Below are 20,748 nucleotides of genomic sequence, written 5' to 3' on the forward strand. Positions count from 1 at the left end.
TTATGGGGAGGTTTAAAAGGAATTGAGGCATTATGGCTTACAGTACTTTTAACCAAAAAAAGAATGACCAGTTGAAGGAACCAATGTTCCTAGGTCAATCAGTAAACGTTGCACGCTACGACCAACAAAAGTTTGAGATTTTCGAAAAGCTTATCGAGAAACAACTTTCTTTCTTCTGGCGTCCAGAAGAAGTAGACGTATCTAGCGACCGTATCGATTACAACAAACTGCCAGATCACGAGAAGCACATCTTCATCTCTAACTTGAAGTACCAAACGCTTCTAGACTCTATCCAAGGTCGTAGCCCTAACGTGGCACTGCTGCCGCTTGTATCTCTGCCGGAACTAGAGACTTGGATTGAGACTTGGTCTTTCTCTGAAACGATTCACTCTCGTTCTTACACGCACATTATTCGTAACATCGTGAACGACCCTGCTGTGGTATTTGATGATATCGTTGAGAACGAGCACATCCTGAAGCGTGCAAAAGACATCGCGCACTACTACGACGATTTGATTCAAGCGACGAATGATTACCATCGCTACGGTGAAGGTGAGCATGTCCTTAACGGTGAAACGGTTAAGGTTAGTCTGTACGACCTTAAGAAGAAACTGTACATCTGTCTGATGTCTGTGAACGCTCTAGAAGCGATTCGTTTTTACGTAAGTTTCGCATGTTCTTTCGCTTTCGCTGAGCGTGAGCTAATGGAAGGTAACGCGAAAATCATTAAGCTGATTGCACGTGATGAAGCGCTTCACCTGAACGGTACGCAACACATGATCAACTTGCTACGTAACGGTCAGGATGATTTCACTTTCATGCAAATCGCAGAAGAAGCAAAACAAGACTGTTTTGACCTATTCAAAGAAGCGGCTGAGCAAGAAAAAGAGTGGGCAGAGTATCTATTCAAAGATGGCTCGATGATCGGTCTAAACAAAGACATCCTAAGCCAATATGTTGAATACATCACCAACATCCGTATGCAAGCAGTAGGTCTACCTGCAGCTTATCCAGAAGCAACAACCAACCCAATCCCATGGATTAACGCTTGGTTGTCTTCAGATAACGTTCAAGTTGCGCCTCAAGAAGCGGAAATTTCTTCTTACCTTGTGGGTCAAATTGACAATGAAGTTCGCGCAGACGACTTCGAAGGATTCGAGCTGTAATGGCAACACTCAAAATCAACAAACTCATCAGTATTGAATCCAACCCTTCCAATACAATTTTGGAAACAATGGAGCAAGCTGGCTTATTACCAGAATACAACTGTCGTGATGGGCACTGTGGCGCTTGTCGCTGCAAGTTGGAATCTGGTGAAGTGGAGTATGTTGGTTTTGCCATGGCTTACACGCAAAGTGATGAGATATTACCTTGTATCTGTAAAGCAAAATCGGATTTGTCACTCAGTGGCGTTAACTACGCGATGAAAGAAAAGCAGCGCGCATAACGTGACTCGACGGTATAAAACGCAAAAGCCAAGGCGATTACCTTGGCTTTTTTGTATCTACGTGTTTTATCTCTCAGGCTGTCATAGGTCTCTGGTTATAAAGCACTACCTGGGAGATGCATCTCTTTAACTTTCTCTAAAAATGCATAATGTGCAAACATCGGTTTACGTTCTAGGTAGCGACGCAACAAGTCTAGTGCTGCCGTGCTGATCACTTTAACTTGATCATTGCGCTGATACTTTTTCGAGAGTTTATATAACGCTCCCCACTCGCCTGACGGTGTCGATAAAGCGACGGAAAAAACACCCTCTTCAATATCGCCAGTGACGAGTGATAAATCCGTCCCACACTTCTCTCGCGTCGCTCCTGCCAGAGCAAACGTTTCTGCTAATGGGTCTCCGCTGTTGCTCATCGCTTGAGTCTGGCTTGGTAGTACCCAACCATGTCCAAGTTGCCTTTCAGCGTTTTCATCACTATTTAACCAATAAGTTAAGTATCCACCACTGCTTTTTTCGGAAACCGACACGGTTAACTCTTTATCCACCAACAGCTGGCCGACATTTTCAACCATAGGTAAATCAATACTAACGGTATTGCTTTCAAGATGCTTATTGATCATCTGTACCAACTTCAAACGCTGTTCAAACTGGTCAGAAGGGCCAAAGAGTTTCACTTCAATAAAAGGTAAGTAAGAGCGATAACCAAGCTCATACCCTTGAGGAAGTTTTAGCTGATCAAGCTTGTCCGAGATGCCGGATTCGGAAAGGCCAAACGTATAGATTCGACTACAACATGAACCTTGCACCTCTGGAAAAGCTCTTCTCAGATCAGGCAAAATTTGCGTCTCTGCCATAAGCTTAAATTCACTTGGCACACCCGGCGTAAAATAAAAAATGGCATCGTTAATCAGCATCTTGAAACCACAGGCTGTGCCTATCGGGTTATCCAGAATCTCAGCCGTTTCTGGTAGCATGGCTTGTTTTAAATTACTGCCTGGCATTGGGATGCCACGTCGAGCATACAAACTTTCTAGATGCTGCAACCACTCTTTGAAAAGCACGAGTTTACACTCAGCAGCTCTCGCGGCGGCGGCGGCACTCATATCATCGGTCGTTGGCCCTAAACCACCATTCACGATCACCACGTCATTGTTGAAGCTCAACATTAAAAACTCTTCAACCAAGCTCGACAGGCTATCACCAACCGTTGAACGCTTTGTTAAGCCAAATCCATGTTGATAAAACAGGCTAGATAACCATGCCGCATTAGTATCAACAATATCACCGTGGAGCACTTCCTCACCGGTACTAAGCATTGCTATTTTCACAACTGACTCCTGAACATAAGCACAATCCTATTATTCGTTATAGTGCTTATTTTTCTTTTTATTTGGACGAATCTCGACGAGATATATTGGGACTAAATAAGGATCAAGTATTTAAATGGTTGATGTTTTGAGGGATAATTGCGAGCCCGATCATCACACCATCAACTCGGAGACCTTTGTGTCAAAATCATCCATGTTCAAGAAAACTCTAACTGGCCTTTGCTTGACTTCGTCAGCGCTTGCGCACGCAAGTCAGTACGATATGACCAGTCATACGGAGTTTTCTTACACACCTGATTGCTTGTCAGGTTACTGCGAAACGACGACTCTGTACACCTTCGAGTCTCAAAATCGCGGTCTTATGTTTGAACAGAATAATGATGATTCATTAAATCTTGATGCAGGGCTTCAGCCTAAACATCTCATTATCCCTCAAGATAAAGACTGGGATTACCTCATGGGTCAAACCTACACCATTCTTGGCCTGAGTATCGCAACCGTTGGTATGATGACTTTCCTTCCAGAAAGCATCACTAAGTGGGACGAAGAGGACCGAGACATGAGTAAGCTGGGTCAAAAATGGAAAGATAATGTCTCTGACGGGCCTGTTTGGGATCGTGATGAACATGTCCTCAACTACATCATGCATCCTTATTTTGGCGGCGTTTACTACACAGCCGCACGCCACGCTGGCTATAACGAGTTTCAGTCATTCTTGTACTCCGCAACCATGTCAACGTTCTTTTGGGAGTACGGAGTAGAAGCATTTGCAGAAGTGCCATCTTGGCAGGATATTTTTATCACACCATTCTTTGGTGCTGTGGTTGGCGAAATGATGCTCACTGCTGAGCAAGATATTGTAGCAAACGGCGGCGAAGTCATGGGCTCTGAAACCGTCGGTGATGTATCACTCTTCTTCCTAAACCCTGTTGGGCATATCCATTATTGGGTAACCGATGCATGGGGCGGTAGTGCAGAGCTACAATTTAATTCATCACCTTGGTTTGGTAATCAAGACGTCGCAAAATTCGCAATGGACGCAGGCGCCAACTACGACAGCCAATTTTACGGTGTCGAACTAAAAGTAACATTTTAGCCTTGACTTGAGTTGATACTCAGTAGAAAAGCAGCCTTATGATGGCTGCTTTTTTGTGCCCTAAACATCGTTTTAATTATTTGCTTCACGAATTAGTGTCAAAAATTGACTTTCATCAAACATAACCCTCTCCTAGCACCTACACTAAATAAAAGGATTTATTCCAATAACTTAAGTAGCACGTTTATTCGTACTGCGTCCAAACCTTATTCCAGGAGGGGACATTATGAACACCGTATTTATTGTTAATTTTGTCGGACAAGCGTCACCCGCAACTATCAAAGAGCTTGCAGCAATTACTCATGAAAATGGCGGTAAATGGCTGATAAGCAAAGTAAACTTTATCGAAGATCAAGTTGCTGGTGTCATCAAAGTAGAGCTTCCAAGAGAAAATGCCGACATCGTTAAAGAGGCGTTCTCTTCATGTCAAACTCTTGTGGTTAGGTTCGTTGACTCAGATCCTCACTCGCATCGTGAAGACACCATCTTTCAGCTTCGCTTAGATGCCAACGATAGAGCAGGTATTGTGAATGAAATTACTCACGTTCTCGATAATCAAGGCATTTCAATTCTAGATATGGATTGCCAACGCGTATTCATTGCAGGCGGCGGTGGGGTAAGCTCCAGCTTATTCAGCGCAAAAATGGCGATTAAACTGCCTAGCGAGCTAGAGATTGAGGACGTGGCTAATGAGTTAGAATCTCTGAGTGAAGACACTCGTGTAATTGTAGAAAGCTAACTGCATACCTTTAACGCTTCCCCAATAAAAAAGAGCAGCAATTCAGCTGCTCTTTGTCGTTCTAATACTCAATACGTTTTATTTCACCGACCACTGAGATAGTGAACGTTTGAAATCAGAGTAGTCAAATTCATTCAGTTTTTGAATGTCACCATTCGAGCGTTCACAGTAAACCGAAGGCATACGTAGACCGTTAAACCAGTTCAGTTTCACCATGGTGTAACCTGCACTATCTAGAATATGCAGACGCTGTCCGATCTCGAGAGGCTGTTCGAAGTTCGCCACGCAAAACTGGTCACCAGCTAAACAAGAGCACGACCCAATCACGTATTCATGTTCACCGTTTTCAGATGCTTCAAGAATGGACGCTGGCTCGTTGTAGATAAGTGTATCCAAACGGTGGGCTTCTGTTGCTGAATCGACAATCGCCGTCTTCTTCACGTTCTCCACGATATCAACCACTGTTACAACAAGATCGGTTGTCTTAGTGATGATCGCTTCACCCGGCTCTAGATACATTTGTACGCCGTGTTTCTCTGAGAATGCTTTAAGCGCTAAACCCAACTTCTCGATGTCGTATCCCGGCCATGTGAAGAACACGCCGCCACCCATGCTTACCCAGTCCAGCTTATCTAGGTACTCGCCAAACTGCTCTGAAATAGCATCGAGTAAGCCGATAAACGCATCCACGTCTTTGTTCTCACAGTTCATGTGGAACATTACGCCATCAATACCATCAAAAATTTCCGGTTTGATGTGATCAGCCTGAACACCAAGACGAGAGAATTGACGAGCTGGGTTTGCTAAGTCTTGCCCTGCGTAGCTCACACCAGGGTTTAGGCGCAAGCCAATCGATGCTTTACCTTCGACAATATGACGATAAGCCGCTAACTGTGACTGAGAGTTAAAGATCATCTTGTCACAGATGTTCGCCACATCGCGAACGTCATCTTCGCTGTAACCCACACTGTATGCGTGTGTCTCACCACCGAACGTTTCGTAGCCAAGCTTCACTTCAAACGGGCCAGAGCTGGTTGTTCCGTCTAGGTAAGGCTTGATGATGTCGAATACACCCCATGTTGAGAAGCACTTCAGTGCTAATACAAGCTTCACACCAGAGATGTCTTTTAGCTGTTTTGCTTTCTCTAGGTTCTCAATCAGCTTGTCTTCATTAATCATGAAGTATGGCGTTTTTAGTTCGTTTTGTTGCATTTTGATACCTTACGTCCCTTCGCCTTAGCAAAGGCACTATAAAATCGAACAAAGCCGACGCAAGTGCATCGGCTCAAACGTACAAATAAGAGTCGCTAAATTCTTACTTCAATTTATGGATAACAGGTTGTCCTGGCTCCAGTTCTTGAACATGCCAATCTAGACCAATAGATGGCATGGTTTCTAGGAATGGGTCAGGATCTAGCTGCTCCATGTTGAACACGCCTTTGTCTGCCCACTTGCCACGGAAGAACTGCAAAGCCGCAGTGATCGCAGGTACGCCAGTGGTGTATGAGATAGCTTGGTGTTCAACATCTTCGTATGCGACTTCGTGATCTGCGTTGTTGTAGATGAACACACTGCGCTCTTTACCGTCTTTCTTACCTTGAACCCAAGTACCGATACACGTTAGGCCAGTGTAGCCTGGCGCGAGAGATGTTGGATCTGGTAGTAGTGCTTTTAGCACGTGCAAAGGTTGAACAACCGTACCGTCGTGCAGTGTTAGTGGATCTGGGCTGAGTAGACCGATGTCACGCATTACATTGAAGTAATTTAGGTAACGATCACCAAAGCCCATCCAGAATTCGATACGTTTCGCCGGGATGAACTCTTGCATAGATCGAACTTCGTCGTGCGCCATTGAGTACACTTTATGTGAACCACAGTTCGGGAATTCAAACTCAAGCATACGTGAGTGACAAGGTACTTGTTTCCACTCGCCGTTTTCCCAGTAGAAGGAATCACCTTGAATCTCAAGCATGTTCGTTTCTGGGTCAAAGTTAGTTGCGAACTTCTTACCGTGGTCACCTGCGTTTACATCCATTACGTCGATAGTATCGATTTCATCGAACAGATGTTTCACCGCGTATGCAGCAAACACCGATACTACGCCCGGATCGAAACCGGCACCAAGAATACCTGTGATACCCGCCTCTTCAAACTTCTCACGGTAGCCCCACTGCCAATCGTAAGCTTGAGGTACTTGTTGGCCTTCAGAGCACAAATCAACCGCAACAGATGTATCAAGGTATGACACTTTAGCTTGGTAACATGCTTCCATAATAGACATGTTCACCCAAGGAGGACCCGCGTTGATCACTAAGTCAGGCTGCACTTCTTTAATTAAAGCAACTAAAGAATCTACGTCGTCCGCGTTTACCGCACGAGCTTCTAGTTTCTTAGTTGAATCTTTCAGATTGTTTTTCTTCTGAATCGATTCGATGATTTTCTCACACTTACCTACGGTACGTGATGCGATTGTGATATCACCCAGAACGTCGTTGTTTTGTGCCGCTTTATGTGCAACTACCCAGCCAACGCCGCCTGCACCAATCTGTAGAATTGCCATAGTTTTCCGTTACCTTTGTTAAACTAGCTCTGCCGCTAGCGTATTGATTTTTGAGAGCAAAGATTCAAAGTCCGCCGTCGTCAGACACGGGTTCAAAATCGTAAATTTCAATGCAGTTTTATCGTCAACAATGGTTTCACCCAATACCGCGATACCGCGTGTTAACGCTTCTAAGCGCAACGTTTTGTTCAGTTCGTCAAGATCCGCTGATTCATGTGTCGCGCGGAACAGAACCGTAGATAGTGATGGTTCAGCCAACAACTCAAAGTGTTTGTTATCTCGAATCATGTCCGCAACTTCAAGCGTCTGATCAAGCAAATGATCGTACATATCGCCTAGGGCTTTTGGCCCCACGCTTTGCATCGTCATAAACACTTTTAGCGCATCAAAACGCTTAGTTGTAGCAATAGACTTATCCACTAAGTTCGGCAGTTCGTCGTGTTCGCGGTTCAAATAGTCTGCGTGATGAAGCAGGAATTTAAAGTTAGACTTGTCATTCACCAACAGCGCGCCACAACTGATGGTTTGGTAAAACAACTTGTGGAAGTCTACGCTGATGGAGTGTGCACGCTCACAACCTTTCAGACGGGCTTTTTGGCTACTTAGAATCAGAGCTCCACCGTATGCACCGTCGACGTGCATCCACATGTCATGTTTCGCTGCCATATCGGCGATAAAGTCTAGGTCATCAATAGCACCGTGATCCGTTGTGCCCGCTGTGCCGACAATTGCAAATGGGATCAAACCTTCTGCTTTTGCCTGATTTAGAACTTCGTCTAACTTAGTGACATCCATCGTTCCATCGGCATTCGCATCGACGGCCATGACCGCTTTTTCACCCAATCCCATCCAAGACGCTGATTTTTGAACCGTGAAGTGGGATTTTTTCGAACATACAATACGCAGCTTGTCTGCGTATTCAGGAAGGCCAAGCTTTTGAATTGAGTGCGCACTGAGTTTGTCAGCAATCCAATCACGCGCAAGCATCAAACCCATTTGATTACTTTGCGTGCCGCCGCTCGTGAAGATACCGTCCGCTTTTTCACCTAACTCGTATTTATCGCATAGCCAGTTCACAACTTTCTGTTCAACATAAGTCGCTGATGAAGCTTGATCCCATGAGTCCATTGATTGGTTCAAAGCCGCAATCATTGCCTCTGCGGCAATAGCAGGCATCAACGGTGGAGTATGAAGGTGAGCGATACAATCTGGATGTTGAGTAAAAATCGCGTTTTTCGCGACCAACTCGGCTGCATCATCAATAACCGTTTTGAGAGGCGCATTTTTATTGTCAAGATCAACAGCATGGATCGCTGCTTCCAATGCTTTTGGATCCATACCTGAGTATGGTGCAGCAACCTGTTCAAACACTGATTTCATTGCTGTCGTAGTGTGATTCATCACCGAAGCAAACTCATTGCTGCCCAACTCTCCAGTGTGGATGAAATGCTTCTTCCATTCATCTTGTGGCTGAGTTTCGATGTGACTACCGCCTGCTGCTAAAATCGCGTCTTCAAATACACGTAAAGCAAAGTCGATTTGCTCAAACGAGATGATAAGAGGAGGAAGGAAGCGAATTACTGCACCTTCACGTCCGCCTTTCTCAACGATCAAGCCACGCTCAAGTGCTGCGCGTTGAATGGAAAGAGTGAGTTCACTATCCGCTTGAGGTTCACCAAATTTATTGAGCTCACCGTTTGGATTTTTAATCTCCACACCAAGCATCAAGCCTTTGCCACGTACTTCTGCTATACAGTTCACGCGCTTTTGAATGCTTTCAAGACCATAGCGCAAATACTGGCCCGCAATATTGGCATGCTCAACCAGATTGTCACGCTGGATGATTTCTAATGCTTTCGCACCAGAGACCATGGCTAACTGATTGCCACGAAACGTACCTGTGTGTTCGCCCGGCTTCCAAGTATCATGCTGCTTGTTGATAACCAATAGCGACATTGGTAAGCCACCGCCAATAGCTTTTGATAAACACAGGATATCTGGAACAATTCCCGACTCTTCAAATGCGAAATTGTAGCCAGTTTTACCAACACCACACTGGATCTCATCGAAGATCAGTAAGATACCGTGTTCATCACAAATACGACGTAACTCTCGCAGCCAGAATGCTGGCGCAGGAACAACACCACCCTCACCTTGCACTGGCTCAACGATGATCGCAGCAGGCTTCATAATGCCCGATTCATCATCGTTTAAAAGACGAACGATATAACGAATGCTTGCTTTCGCACCTTCATCACCGCCAAGCCCAAATGGACAACGCAGATTGTATGGGAAAGGCATAAAGTGCACATCTGACATTAAACCAGTTCGACGCGCTTTCGTACCTAGGTTGCCCATCATGCCCATTGTGCCGTTAGTCATACCATGATATGCGCCACGAAAAGCAAACATGGTGTTGCGACCAGTAGTCTGCTTCGCGAGTTTGATCGCGGCTTCAACTGCATCGGCTCCAGACGGACCACAAAATTGGATAACGCTGTTCTCACTTAACTCTTGAGGAAGAAAAGATTTAACAGATTGAATAAACGTCGTTTTTGCTGATGTTGCAATATCTAGCGTCTGATATGGCAGACCCGAATCTAATTGCTCTTTCAGAGCTTGGTTGATTTCAGGATGGTTATACCCCAAAGCTAGAGTGCCCGCCCCCGCAAGGCAGTCTAAAAAGAGCTGTCCACGTGTATCTTCAACCAAGCAACCAAAAGCTTGTTTGATTGCGATTGGCAAGCGACGTGGATAAGAACGTACTTCAGATTCATGCTCAGCCTGATCAATCAATACTTGATCTGGCGTTAAGTCATACGTTCCCTCAACGATAGGAACCTGAGACGAAAAAATGTTTGCGATATTGCTATCGACTTCAAAGGCAGTGCTCATACTACATAATCCCTTGAATTATAATAATTCTATATCCTGTATTAATAATCATTGGAATGAAGTTACAGGAGGTGTGTATACCCCTCCGCATTTGTCAGTGCAAAATGACAAATACAGATCATCTGCCACGATATTCGTGACTTTATATGTAAAAGGGATTAATCAAGGTTCCGTAATGCACCCGTTTTGTAAAACAGGACATTTCGGCAGTATGAAGCTGATTAGTGTGTGTTTATTCAAAGGTTTCAATGTTGGGTTTCCCATTAATATGCCGCTTTTACAGCATTAGTATCCCGTCTATCGACAAAAGGCTTTGCCGATACCTACCCTACGCAGTGTCACAATCAGCTTGAATGGTCACTACGCGTATCCCCCAGAGATCAAACGTTGTTAATTACGCTCCGAGATTGCGCGCGAATTTATCACAAAATAAAATCTTCTGGCAACGATTTTTCATATTAGTAACAGTGACGCAAATCACAACAAAGTTCCCCCTAGTGATATTTATACATTCATACTCATCTACAACGCTTTTCTTCTTTTCTCAAATACCTGTTATTTAAACAAATATCCTTACAATATCAGCGCCATGAACCAAAACGGTTTATGAACATACCACTCTTTAATCGTAGAACATTATTTTCAGTATCCAAGGTATTTAACAGAGCTAGTATTTACGTTACTGCTCAGCCTAAATCAATGAGTCTTTATTCACAGAACTTTGATTGACTAAACTTAAACTAGCCGGATGGGTATGGCCATGAAGTGACGTTGCTATGGCTAAAATTAACAAGAAGTTAAGTTAGTAAGCTGAAGGAGCTCAGTGCTTAACGAAATCCATCACAGAGAAGAAATTTAAGATTTGAAGAAATACAAAAAAGGCCCAACATTTTCATGCTGGGCCTTAAATCTGGAGCGACACACGAGGTTCGAACTCGTGACCTCAACCTTGGCAAGGTTGCGCTCTACCAACTGAGCTAGTGTCGCATTTAATATGAGATGGTGCCCCGGGCCGGACTTGAACCGGCACAACGCGAACGTCGAGGGATTTTAAATCCCTTGTGTCTACCAATTCCACCACCAGGGCACACAAATATTCTTTGTGATGCCTTTACAGAAAAGTAAAACACCATCTGATACCGCTAACGCCATATCAATAAAATTTGGAGCGACACACGAGGTTCGAACTCGTGACCTCAACCTTGGCAAGGTTGCGCTCTACCAACTGAGCTAGTGTCGCATTTATTCTCGAAAGCCATTCACTCTCAAAAGAATAATGGAGGCGCCTCCCGGAGTCGAACCGAGGTCCACGGATTTGCAATCCGCTGCATAGCCACTCTGCCAAGGCGCCTCATTTGTGAATAAAGCTAAGCTTTTTCACCACCCTTTTGAGCTGTGCTCTCTTGGGTACGGGATGCATTCTACGGATTCGAGCGATCGAGTCAATACTATTTTTATTTTTTTAAATCGTTTGACTAGAATTTGTGCGAAAGACGGTAGATTGCTTAGTTTTAATACTAAAAATCGCTTAAATACACTTGTTTATCATAAAACTTTGGCTACGCCTTACACTGCTGGCCGTGCGTTACGTGTATTGAAGCGTTAACAATCAGGAGACTCGCTTCTCTGAGACTCTCCAAGGGCAAAAACAAGACTTAGATCACATATGGAATTCTATCGAAACAGAAACTATCAGATAGAAACTTCAAGTATGGCCGTTAGCAAGCATTAAAAAACGTGAGAAGCAAAGAAATGCTGTAGATTATCTTAGATACAAAAAAGCAGGCTATTAAGCCTGCTTTCTAATATCAGAATTTAATGATGCTCTTCATTCAACAGATCATCTTTCGCAGCAGCTAAATATTGAATCATTGACCAGTACGTCAAGAAAGTTGCCACATACAAGGCCGCAAAGCCTAGCCAAACCATCCATTCATCGTAACGCCATATCAACACCCATAAGGCGAACATTTGCGAAACAGTTTTTACTTTGCCAACCCAAGATACCGCAACACTCGCTCGCTTACCGATTTCAGCCATCCATTCTCGCAATGCTGAGATAATGATTTCTCGCGCAATCATCGTTACCGCAGGAATGGTCACCCAAATTGAATGATAATGTTCCGTGATTAGAATCAATGCCGTTGCCACTAGCACTTTATCAGCGACAGGATCAATAAACGCGCCAAAACGAGAAGTTTGGCCAAGTTTACGGGCCAACATGCCGTCAAGCCAGTCAGTAAAACCCGCTACCCAAAACACCATTGCTGCTGCAAACGGTGCCCATGAATAAGGTAGATAAAAGACAACCACAAAAACAGGGATTAGGAACAGTCTAAGAAGAGACAGAATGTTCGGGATATTCAAACGCATTTTATTATTCTCTTACACATTGCGGCTTAATGTTGCGCGATTTTCCTTATTGTTTCAATGCTTGGAAAATAATTTCTGCTAAAGAGTGACTTATTCCCGGTACTTTGGCGATTTCTTCGACACTTGCACGTTTAAGTTCTTGTAACCCACCCATGTACTTGAGTAACGCCTGACGTCGTTTAGGGCCAATTCCCTCAATCCCTTCAAGTGCACTCGTACGTCTGGTTTTACCTCGCTTAGCACGATGCCCCGCTATAGCATGGTTATGGCTTTCATCACGAATATGTTGAATAAGGTGCAGCGCTGGAGCATCGCTTGGTAAATGAAACTCGTCCCCATCGACTGTAATCAGCGTTTCTAAGCCTGGTTTGCGAGTGACCCCTTTCGCAATACCAATCATGATGGGACGCTTTGGCCAATCACCCCAATATTGCGAAATAATATCATGCGCACGATTTAACTGACCTTTACCACCATCGATAAAGATGATGTCGGGAATTTTCTCTACGTCCAATTGCTTCGAATAACGGCGCTCCAACGCTTGTCCCATTGCAGCGTAATCGTCACCACCGGTAATCCCAGTGATGTTATAGCGACGATACTCCTGCTTAACGGGGCCTTCATTGTTGAACACCACACACGATGCAATCGTACTTTCCCCCATGGTATGGGAGATATCAAAACACTCCATTCGAGCAATAGACTCCAACTTCAATGTTTCGCGAAGCGCATGAAAACGCTGATTAATCGTCATCTTGTGATTGATTTTGGTGGTAATCGCCGTTAGTGCATTCGTGTTCGAAAGCTTGAGATACCTTGCTCTAGAGCCAGTTGGCGAGGTATGGAAATGAACCTTACGACCAGCAACTTCACTTAACGCTTTCTGTATTGGCGCGATATCTTCTGCCAACTCTTGATTCAAAATAATACGAGAAGGAATCGTGCGTGCTTCGTTATGGCTCAAATAGTATTGAGTCAGAAAACTATCGAACACTTCCTGCTGGCTTGTATTTTGTGGGATTTTCGGAAAATGGCTACGGCTACCAAGCACTTTACCTTGGCGTATCATCAGGATATGAATACACGCAATACCATTCTCCTGAGCAAACCCTAGTACATCCATATCATCCATGCTGTCTTCTGAGACGTACTGCTGCTCTTGAACACGTCTAATCGCTTGGATTTGATCGCGAAATTTAGCGGCATCTTCAAAGCGCAATTGCTGACTGGCAACTTCCATTTTCTCGATCAGTTGTTTGAGTACTTGCTGGTCTTTGCCTTGCAAAAACATGCGCACAAAGCCAACCAACTCTGCGTATTCTTCATCAGAAATGATGGTATCAACGCATGGCCCTGCACAACGGCCAATTTGGTACATCAAACATGGGCGCGTTCGGTTGGAATAGACAGTGTCTTCACACTGGCGCACAGGAAATATCTTTTGCAGCAAATGCAATGTTTCTCTTACTGCACCAGAATCTGGGTAGGGGCCAAAATATTCACCTTTGCGCTTCTTGGCGCCACGGTGGATAGAAAGCCGTGGGTGCTTATGACCGCTAATAAAGATATAAGGGTAAGACTTATCATCTCGCAGCAAAACATTGTATTTCGGTAAATACTGCTTGATGTAGTTATGCTCTAAGATGAGCGCTTCTGTCTCAGTGTGAGTCACTGTGACGTCAATTTTGGCGATATTACTGACAAGCGCGCGAGTTTTCTCACTGTCTACTTTTTTTCGAAAGTAGCTTGAAAGGCGCTTTCTTAGGTCTTTGGCTTTACCTACATAGATGACAACAGCTTCGGCGTTGTACATTCTGTAAACGCCGGGCTGATGAGTTACTGTCTTGAGAAAGGAAGCCGAATCGAAGGGAGGATTCACGCTAAAGGGTCTCGGTGTCCAGCATTCCGTGGCGAATCGCTAAGTGAGTTAACTCAACGTCACCATTAATGTCCAATTTACTAAAGAGTCGGTAGCGATAGCTGTTGACTGTCTTTGGACTTAAATTAAGTTGCTCAGAAATATCCGTTACCTTTTGGCCTTTGGTGATCATAAGCATGATCTGCAATTCACGTTCGGATAAGTCTTTAAAAGGGTTCTCAGAGGCTGGAGAAAATTGACTCAATGCCATCTGCTGCGCAATCTCTGGTGAGATGTAACGCTGCCCACTATTAACTAAACGAATCGCATTCACCATTTCATCAGGGCCAGCACCTTTAGTTAAATAACCAGACGCACCTGCCTGCATCACCTTGGTTGGAAACGGGTTTTCTGTATGAACGGTAAGTACGATGATTTTCACATCAGGATTCACGCGAAGAATTTTTTTAGTGGCTTCCAAGCCACCAATTCCTGGCATGTTCATGTCCATTAAAACGACGTCAGCATGATTACTGCGACACCATTTTACTGCATCTTCACCGCTGTCAGCTTCTCCTGCTACGTTCATTCCACGGACGTCTTCAATAATACGTCGTATCCCTGTGCGAACCAGCTCGTGATCATCTACAAGGAAAACATTTATCAAACTTGTATCTCCACACTTTGTATTGGTTCTGCACCCACATAACCATTATTTGTTAAATGTGGATATCAGTATGACTGCCTATATACTAACGTAATCGACAAAAAATTGCTTTCTATGAATATGTGCTGAAACGCAAACTTTAGCAAGAACTTATTCATAAACCACTCTATTATTTTAGAGCGTGATGAGCAGAACCGAAATCTAAGAAAAGACAATTAACAACATTAAGTACAATAAATCAAGTAACTAGGTTTCATATTGCCCAGAGAAACACGCTATAACTTAAAATGACACTGCCCCTCTTGCACCAAAGGCTAACTTGTAATCACTAATTCCAGCAAAAATTTGAACCGTTTTCTTTACTGGTTATTTTTACAGTTCTTAATGTTAAACTAGCGTTCTTCAAGTTTTCTAAGGTTTCTCACATTTGAATATCCAACAAGGCTTTCTGCTTACTCGACAGGCACGAGACATCAAAGGTCAAACTCAAATCGAGCTGTGGCTTTCGACAGAAGCAGGTCCTACTCAGTTACTTATTAATGGTGAGAAGCCAGTATTTTTCATCGCTCAGAAACACTCAGAGCAAGCAAAAACACTCGCGCGAGAAAAAAACATACCCGTCGACATCCGCCTTTTGGATCTCAAAACGTTTGAACATAAGCCTCTTTCTGCATGCTATACCAACGTAACCAGAGACGCTCTCACACTTAAAGACACGTTCGCTCAAAATGATATCACCACTTACGAAAGTGATATTCGCCTCGCCGATCGCTACCTCATGGAGCGTTTTATTAAAGGCAGTATTGAGTTTACAGGCAATGTGACTCGTACCAATGGCTACCAACGCGTCCAGAACGCAAAATGCCGTGCGGGGCAATATGAGCCGAAGTTAAACGTTGTCTCGTTAGATCTAGAATGCTCTGAGAAAGGCATTCTTTACTCCATCGGGTTAGACAGCGTCATGGATTCCCGCGTTATCATGATCGGAGAACCAGAACCTTCGGATACACCGATACAATGGGTCCAGGATGAAAAGGCGCTTCTAGAAGCACTCATCGATTGGTTTAAAAAATTCGACCCCGATGTCATTGTCGGTTGGAATGTCATTGATTTTGACTTTCGTCTGTTACACAAACGAGCAGAATGGCACAACATGAAGCTAATGCTTGGCAGAGCAGACCAAGCCAGCTTTTTTAGAAGTTCATCTCAAAGCCAACAAGGGTTTATCTCCATTCCCGGGCGAGTTGTGATGGATGGTATCGATACGCTAAAAACGGCTACTTACCACTTTCGATCTTGGTCATTAGAGTCTGTATCTCAAGAACTCTTGGGGGAAGGTAAAGAAATCCACAACGTTCATGACCGTATGGATGAGATCAATCGTATGTACCGCTCCGACAAACCATCGCTGGCTAAATATAACTTACAAGACTGCGTGTTGGTGAACAAGATTTTCAATCACACTCACCTGCTCGACTTTGCAATTGAACGCTCTCGCCTCACTGGTGTAGAACTGGATCGTGTCGGTGGCTCGGTAGCGGCATTCACTAACTTATACATGCCGCAAATACACCGCGCAGGCTATGTTGCCCCGAATCTACACCCAGAAAATTGGATTGCGAGCCCCGGCGGTTACGTGATGGACTCCATCCCTAACCTATATGATTCCGTTTTAGTGTTGGACTTTAAGAGTCTATACCCATCGATTATTCGCTCTTTCTTGATTGATCCTATGGGTTTGGTTGAGGGGTTATTACTCGATATTGGTAAAGAAGATGATCAGGCAGTACCTGGCTTTCGCGGTGGTCAGTTCCATCGTACGAAACACTTTTTGCCAGAAATGATTGAAAAGCTTTGGGCGGCACGTGATGTCGCGAAAAAGAACAATGAAAAAGCTTTTTCTCAGGCAATCAAAATCATCATGAACTCCTTTTATGGCGTACTGGGCTCATCGGGATGTCGTTTCTTTGATACTCGATTAGCTTCTAGTATTACCATGCGCGGACATGAGATCATGAAGCAAACTAAAGTGCTGATTGAGGAACAAGGCTATCAAGTGATTTACGGCGATACGGATTCCACATTTGTGTCGTTGAATCGACCATACAGTCAAGTAGAAGCCGACGCTGTTGGAAATCAATTAGTTGATTACATCAACTCTTGGTGGCAAGAACATCTACGCTCTGAGTACAACCTAACATCTATGTTGGAAATTGAATATGAAACCCACTATCGCAGATTCCTTATGCCAACGATTCGTGGCGCAGAAACTGGCTCGAAAAAGCGCTATGCGGGTTTAATCGGTGAAGGAGAGCAAGAGCGGATTGTATTTAAAGGGTTAGAAAGTGCCCGTACTGACTGGACCTCGTTAGCACAGAAATTTCAAAATACGCTCTATAGCATGATTTTCCATGGTGAAGACCCAAGCGACTATGTCCGAGAGATGGTTGAGAAAACCAACAACGGTGAATTTGATGAACAGTTAGTGTATCAAAAGCGACTACGCAGAAAGCTGCATGAGTATCAGAAGAACGTCCCGCCACAAGTGCGTGCAGCTCGTTTAGCGGATGAGATAAATGCCAAGCTTGGACGCCCATTACAGTATCAAAACAAAGGACGAATTGAATACATTATAACCGTGAACGGTCCTGAACCTTATGAGTACCTCAATAGCCCGATTGATTATCAACATTACATTGATAAACAACTCAAACCCGTTGCAGATGCGATTCTCCCTTTCATTGGGACGGATTTTGACAGGCTTTCAGCACCGCAAATGGGGTTGTTTTAGCCGATACGAAACTCTGTTTTCTGGTACTGTTTGACTAACCAATCACCAAACGCATCAATTAGCCCGATAACAGAACGCTTGGGAATACCCCGGCCAGAAAGTAAAATTTCTAGCCGCTCGATCTCAAGCTGCTTTTCAGGATGATAAGTTAAGAATACCTTGCCACATTGTATAGGGTCATCAAACCAACGTTTATCTCGATACATCACCAAAGAGTATGACGCTCTTAGTAACTTTTTAGCAATCACTCGCTGGGCGGCCACCTGCTCTTCTATCGTCTTCGCTTGTACGATTTTTTTGCGATACACCGTAATCCAATCTTCCACATCCATATTCCAGTGCTTAGCAATTTCCCAACTTGGGACGTAATCACCAAAACAGTCTGCTAGATCATCACCATAAACACAGACACAGCAATGCTTAAGCATAAAGCCCCAAGTGAAAATACTGTCTAAATTAGCTACTTCGCTCACTAAGGCTGTACGGACCGATACACCATTAACTTGAGGGTAACTCTGCTGCGTACGCCACTTAATTGTGTTGAGCAAAGTCGCGCGATTGTGCTCAAAGGATGATTGAGTAACGACAACCAGGTCTAAGTTCGACCTTCCTGCGATCGCTGTTTTACGAGCAACACTACCGTATACATAAACGCTGTGTAAGTTTTGCCCCAATCCACCTTTGAGACAAGCGGTGACTTCCCTAATTAAAGGCGCAAACTCTGGTTGAAATGGTTGTTTAGGATCGATAACAGGCAGAGACATGACTTAAAACGTGTTCTCAGATGGTTCAAGAAGTTGGACTATATGTTCTCTTAGCCGACTCACTGAATCAAGTCCATTCAGGTGTTTAGTCATGGGAGTAACAACAAATTTCTGCAATGAATTTTAATGCTAGGCGGTTAACTTAGCGCTATAATCACCGAGTTTTGCTTAATAAGTATGAATAGGAATATACAATGCCAAAGGCAAGTGAAATCAAAAAAGGCTTCGCAATCGAGTCTAATGGTAAAACTCTTCTAGTTAAAGACATCGAAGTAACGACTCCTGGCGGTCGTGGCGGCGCTAAAATCTACAAAATGCGTTGTACAGATCTAAACACGGGCGCACGTGTAGATGAGCGTTACAAGTCTGATGACGTTGTTGAAACGGTAGAAATGAACAAACGTGCAGTTGTGTACTCATACGCTGACGGCGATGAGCACATCTTCATGGATAACGAAGACTACTCACAATACACATTCAAGCACAATGAAGTTGAAGACGACATGCTGTTCATCAACGAAGATACACAAGGTATCCACATTATCCTTGTTAACGGTGCTGCTGTGGGTATTGAACTACCATCTTCTGTTGAGCTAGTGATTGAAGAAACTGACCCTTCAATCAAAGGTGCTTCTGCATCTGCTCGTACTAAACCAGCACGCTTCGCTTCAGGTCTTGTCATCCAGGTTCCTGAGTACATTGCAACTGGTGACCGTGTTATCATTAACACAGCTGAACGTAAATACATGAGCCGAGCATAAGCATGTCTGATTTGATTTCTTACGACGACGTCATCGACGCAGCGTACGACATTTTCCTTGAGATGGCTCCAGATAATCTAGAGCCTGCTGACGTGATTCTGTTTACTGCGCAATTTGAAGATCGTGGTGCCGCAGAACTTGTTGAAACTGGTGATGACTGGGTTGAACATGTTGGCTTCGAGATCGACAAAGAAGTATATGCAGAGGTTCGTATCGGCCTAGTAAATGAGGAAAATGACGTTCTTGATGACGTATTTGCTCGTATGCTAATCAGCCGAGACCCTGAACATAAGTTCTGCCATATGCTTTGGAAACGCGATTAACGTTTCTTCATCATGAACAAAAATACCAGCCTAGTGCTGGTATTTTTTTTATCTGCTGTTTTTGTTTAGCTGAGATTTTTGTTTATCCAAAGCACCCTGCTCTATATCGGCTTTAGATCCTTTTGTTATGTAACAGATAAGAAAAAGGCTTGCCGAATTGGCAAGCCTTTCTGATGTTTTGCTATCGATTAACGATGCTTGTTGCGTGCGCCTTGGTCACCAGCAGTCTTCTTCGGCTTACGACGAGAAGGGTTGTTGCTGCGACCTTTTGGCGTGTTAACACGCTCTTCATGGCGCTTAACTGCGCGACGAATTTTTTGGCTGCGTGCACGCTCACGTTTGCGTGACGTGTTGTCTTTGTTCAGATCAAGCATGGTTTCTTTCTCTGGGCGAAGCTCTACAAGCTCACGCAAGTAGTTGACTTCTTTCAGGTCAAGCTCCATCCAACCGCCACGAGGCAGTTTCTTGTCTAAGAAGATGTCGCCGTAACGAACACGTTTCAGACGGCTAACGGTACACTCTTGCGATTCCCATAGTCGACGAACTTCGCGGTTACGACCTTCGTTGATAACAACGTAAAACGTGTGGTTCATGCCTTCACCACCCGCGTAAACAACATCTTCAAAGCGAGCTAAACCGTCTTCCAGTTCAACACCTTTTACTAGATTACGAACTTTCTGTTCAGTTACTTCACCGAACACACGTACTAGGTATTCACGTTCAACTTGGCGGCTTGGGTGCATTAAGCGGTTCGCCAGTTCACCATCCGTTGTGAAAAGCAGAAGACCAGAAGTGTTCGCATCCAGACGACCAACTGAAATCCAACGAGAGCCACGAATTTTTGGCAGACGATCAAAAACAGTACGACGACCTTCTGGATCGTGACGAGTACACAGTTCACCTTCAGGTTTGTAGTACGCAAGTACACGACAAATCACTTCTTCTTGAATCTTTGCAGAGACAATGTGACCATCGATACGAACTACGCTGCTCTCGTCTTCAAGTCTTTCACCAAGCTTAGCGACTACACCGTTCACGCTAACGCGACCAGATTTAATTAACGATTCAATCTCACGACGAGAACCGTGACCAGCACGTGCTAATACTTTTTGTAACTTTTCGCTCATTTATCTACCTATGTGTCGT

16 protein-coding genes and 4 tRNA genes are annotated in these 20,748 nt (G+C 44.2%); 7 read left to right on the plus strand and 13 right to left on the minus strand.

Annotated elements, in window-relative coordinates; translation table 11 throughout:
* Positions 1–32: 32 nt before the first annotated feature.
* Both nrdB and yfaE read left to right on the plus strand, forming a co-directional pair.
* Positions 33–1,166, plus strand: a complete 1,134-nt coding sequence (gene nrdB / locus NB463_RS22430) for a class Ia ribonucleoside-diphosphate reductase subunit beta (protein WP_005376818.1) — start codon at positions 33–35, stop codon at positions 1,164–1,166.
* Positions 1,166–1,447: a class I ribonucleotide reductase maintenance protein YfaE gene (gene yfaE, locus NB463_RS22435; RefSeq protein ID WP_005376817.1), complete on the plus strand. Its 282-nt coding sequence runs from the start codon at positions 1,166–1,168 to the stop codon at positions 1,445–1,447. The genes nrdB and yfaE overlap by 1 nt, the downstream gene beginning before the upstream one ends.
* Before the next feature lie 95 nt (positions 1,448–1,542).
* Here yfaE and NB463_RS22440 read toward each other — a convergent pair whose 3' ends face one another.
* The gene (locus NB463_RS22440) at positions 1,543–2,775 is read right to left on the minus strand and encodes a CinA family nicotinamide mononucleotide deamidase-related protein (RefSeq protein WP_258430999.1); all 1,233 of its coding nucleotides are present in this window, start codon (positions 2,773–2,775) and stop codon (positions 1,543–1,545) included.
* A gap of 193 nt (positions 2,776–2,968) precedes the next feature.
* On the opposite strand from NB463_RS22440, the gene NB463_RS22445 reads away from it, so the two are divergent.
* On the plus strand, positions 2,969–3,871 hold the full coding sequence (locus NB463_RS22445) for a DUF3943 domain-containing protein (protein WP_031780425.1): 903 nt from the start codon (positions 2,969–2,971) through the stop codon (positions 3,869–3,871).
* A gap of 226 nt (positions 3,872–4,097) precedes the next feature.
* Positions 4,098–4,610 (plus strand): glycine cleavage system protein R, encoded by a 513-nt coding sequence (locus NB463_RS22450; RefSeq protein ID WP_005394795.1) that lies wholly within the window; start codon positions 4,098–4,100, stop codon positions 4,608–4,610.
* Between the two features lie 78 nt (positions 4,611–4,688).
* Here the strand turns inward: NB463_RS22450 and nspC are convergent, their stop codons facing one another.
* The 10 genes from nspC to uvrY form a co-directional block, all read right to left on the minus strand.
* Positions 4,689–5,822, minus strand: coding sequence for a carboxynorspermidine decarboxylase (gene nspC, locus NB463_RS22455; protein WP_048625711.1), 1,134 nt, complete (start codon positions 5,820–5,822; stop codon positions 4,689–4,691).
* A 103-nt stretch (positions 5,823–5,925) separates the two neighbouring features.
* Complete coding sequence (locus tag NB463_RS22460; protein ID WP_012841628.1) at positions 5,926–7,170, minus strand: carboxynorspermidine synthase; 1,245 nt, start codon at positions 7,168–7,170, stop codon at positions 5,926–5,928.
* A gap of 18 nt (positions 7,171–7,188) precedes the next feature.
* The gene (locus tag NB463_RS22465; RefSeq protein WP_258430998.1) at positions 7,189–10,065 is read right to left on the minus strand and encodes a pyridoxal phosphate-dependent class III aminotransferase; all 2,877 of its coding nucleotides are present in this window, start codon (positions 10,063–10,065) and stop codon (positions 7,189–7,191) included.
* A gap of 911 nt (positions 10,066–10,976) precedes the next feature.
* Positions 10,977–11,052 (minus strand) — tRNA-Gly (locus NB463_RS22470).
* A 13-nt stretch (positions 11,053–11,065) separates the two neighbouring features.
* Positions 11,066–11,152: transfer RNA gene (locus NB463_RS22475), tRNA-Leu, on the minus strand.
* A 77-nt stretch (positions 11,153–11,229) separates the two neighbouring features.
* Positions 11,230–11,305 (minus strand) — tRNA-Gly (locus NB463_RS22480).
* A gap of 37 nt (positions 11,306–11,342) precedes the next feature.
* Positions 11,343–11,416: transfer RNA gene (locus NB463_RS22485), tRNA-Cys, on the minus strand.
* A gap of 464 nt (positions 11,417–11,880) precedes the next feature.
* Positions 11,881–12,438 carry a CDP-diacylglycerol--glycerol-3-phosphate 3-phosphatidyltransferase gene (pgsA, locus tag NB463_RS22490; RefSeq protein WP_005394805.1) on the minus strand — a complete coding sequence of 186 codons (558 nt, stop codon included), beginning with the start codon at positions 12,436–12,438 and terminating at the stop codon, positions 11,881–11,883.
* Positions 12,439–12,484: 46 nt separating this feature from the next.
* A complete protein-coding gene (uvrC, locus tag NB463_RS22495; protein ID WP_258430997.1) occupies positions 12,485–14,317 on the minus strand; it encodes an excinuclease ABC subunit UvrC in 1,833 nt (610 codons plus the stop codon).
* 1 nt (position 14,318) lies between these two features.
* Entirely contained in the window at positions 14,319–14,963 is a 645-nt protein-coding gene (uvrY, locus tag NB463_RS22500; RefSeq protein ID WP_258430996.1) for a UvrY/SirA/GacA family response regulator transcription factor, read from the minus strand.
* A gap of 427 nt (positions 14,964–15,390) precedes the next feature.
* Here uvrY and NB463_RS22505 point away from each other — a divergent pair, with 427 nt between their 5' ends.
* Positions 15,391–17,754, plus strand: a complete 2,364-nt coding sequence (locus tag NB463_RS22505; RefSeq protein ID WP_253651855.1) for a DNA polymerase II — start codon at positions 15,391–15,393, stop codon at positions 17,752–17,754.
* Here the strand turns inward: NB463_RS22505 and NB463_RS22510 are convergent.
* Positions 17,751–18,518 (minus strand): nucleotidyltransferase domain-containing protein, encoded by a 768-nt coding sequence (locus NB463_RS22510; RefSeq protein ID WP_258430995.1) that lies wholly within the window; start codon positions 18,516–18,518, stop codon positions 17,751–17,753. The two genes, NB463_RS22505 and NB463_RS22510, sit on opposite strands and share 4 nt — an antisense overlap.
* A gap of 194 nt (positions 18,519–18,712) precedes the next feature.
* On the opposite strand from NB463_RS22510, the gene efpL reads away from it, so the two are divergent.
* Positions 18,713–19,279 carry an elongation factor P-like protein EfpL gene (gene efpL, locus NB463_RS22515; protein WP_005376801.1) on the plus strand — a complete coding sequence of 189 codons (567 nt, stop codon included), beginning with the start codon at positions 18,713–18,715 and terminating at the stop codon, positions 19,277–19,279.
* A 2-nt stretch (positions 19,280–19,281) separates the two neighbouring features.
* Positions 19,282–19,602, plus strand: coding sequence for an HI1450 family dsDNA-mimic protein (locus tag NB463_RS22520; protein ID WP_005376800.1), 321 nt, complete (start codon positions 19,282–19,284; stop codon positions 19,600–19,602).
* A gap of 188 nt (positions 19,603–19,790) precedes the next feature.
* Here the strand turns inward: NB463_RS22520 and rluB are convergent, their stop codons facing one another.
* Positions 19,791–20,729, minus strand: coding sequence for a 23S rRNA pseudouridine(2605) synthase RluB (gene rluB / locus NB463_RS22525; protein WP_005376798.1), 939 nt, complete (start codon positions 20,727–20,729; stop codon positions 19,791–19,793).
* Positions 20,730–20,748: the final 19 nt, after the last annotated feature.

The sequence above is a fragment of the Vibrio sp. RM-41-2B genome, from assembly GCF_024744415.1.
Lineage (GTDB): Bacteria > Pseudomonadota > Gammaproteobacteria > Enterobacterales > Vibrionaceae > Vibrio > Vibrio diabolicus.

What these genes read in the sequence shown, in the direction of transcription:
- NB463_RS22460 (WP_012841628.1), bottom strand. Translation starts at nt 7,170, where the DNA reads ATGGCAATTCTACAGATTGGTGCAGGCGGCGTTGGCTGGGTAGTTGCA.
- NB463_RS22465 (WP_258430998.1), bottom strand. Translation starts at nt 10,065, where the DNA reads ATGAGCACTGCCTTTGAAGTCGATAGCAATATCGCAAACATTTTTTCG.
- yfaE (WP_005376817.1), top strand. Translation starts at nt 1,166, where the DNA reads ATGGCAACACTCAAAATCAACAAACTCATCAGTATTGAATCCAACCCT.
- nspC (WP_048625711.1), bottom strand. Translation starts at nt 5,822, where the DNA reads ATGCAACAAAACGAACTAAAAACGCCATACTTCATGATTAATGAAGAC.
- NB463_RS22510 (WP_258430995.1), bottom strand. Translation starts at nt 18,518, where the DNA reads ATGTCTCTGCCTGTTATCGATCCTAAACAACCATTTCAACCAGAGTTT.
- NB463_RS22445 (WP_031780425.1), top strand. Translation starts at nt 2,969, where the DNA reads ATGTTCAAGAAAACTCTAACTGGCCTTTGCTTGACTTCGTCAGCGCTT.
- NB463_RS22450 (WP_005394795.1), top strand. Translation starts at nt 4,098, where the DNA reads ATGAACACCGTATTTATTGTTAATTTTGTCGGACAAGCGTCACCCGCA.
- rluB (WP_005376798.1), bottom strand. Translation starts at nt 20,729, where the DNA reads ATGAGCGAAAAGTTACAAAAAGTATTAGCACGTGCTGGTCACGGTTCT.
- efpL (WP_005376801.1), top strand. Translation starts at nt 18,713, where the DNA reads ATGCCAAAGGCAAGTGAAATCAAAAAAGGCTTCGCAATCGAGTCTAAT.
- pgsA (WP_005394805.1), bottom strand. Translation starts at nt 12,438, where the DNA reads ATGCGTTTGAATATCCCGAACATTCTGTCTCTTCTTAGACTGTTCCTA.
- NB463_RS22520 (WP_005376800.1), top strand. Translation starts at nt 19,282, where the DNA reads ATGTCTGATTTGATTTCTTACGACGACGTCATCGACGCAGCGTACGAC.
- nrdB (WP_005376818.1), top strand. Translation starts at nt 33, where the DNA reads ATGGCTTACAGTACTTTTAACCAAAAAAAGAATGACCAGTTGAAGGAA.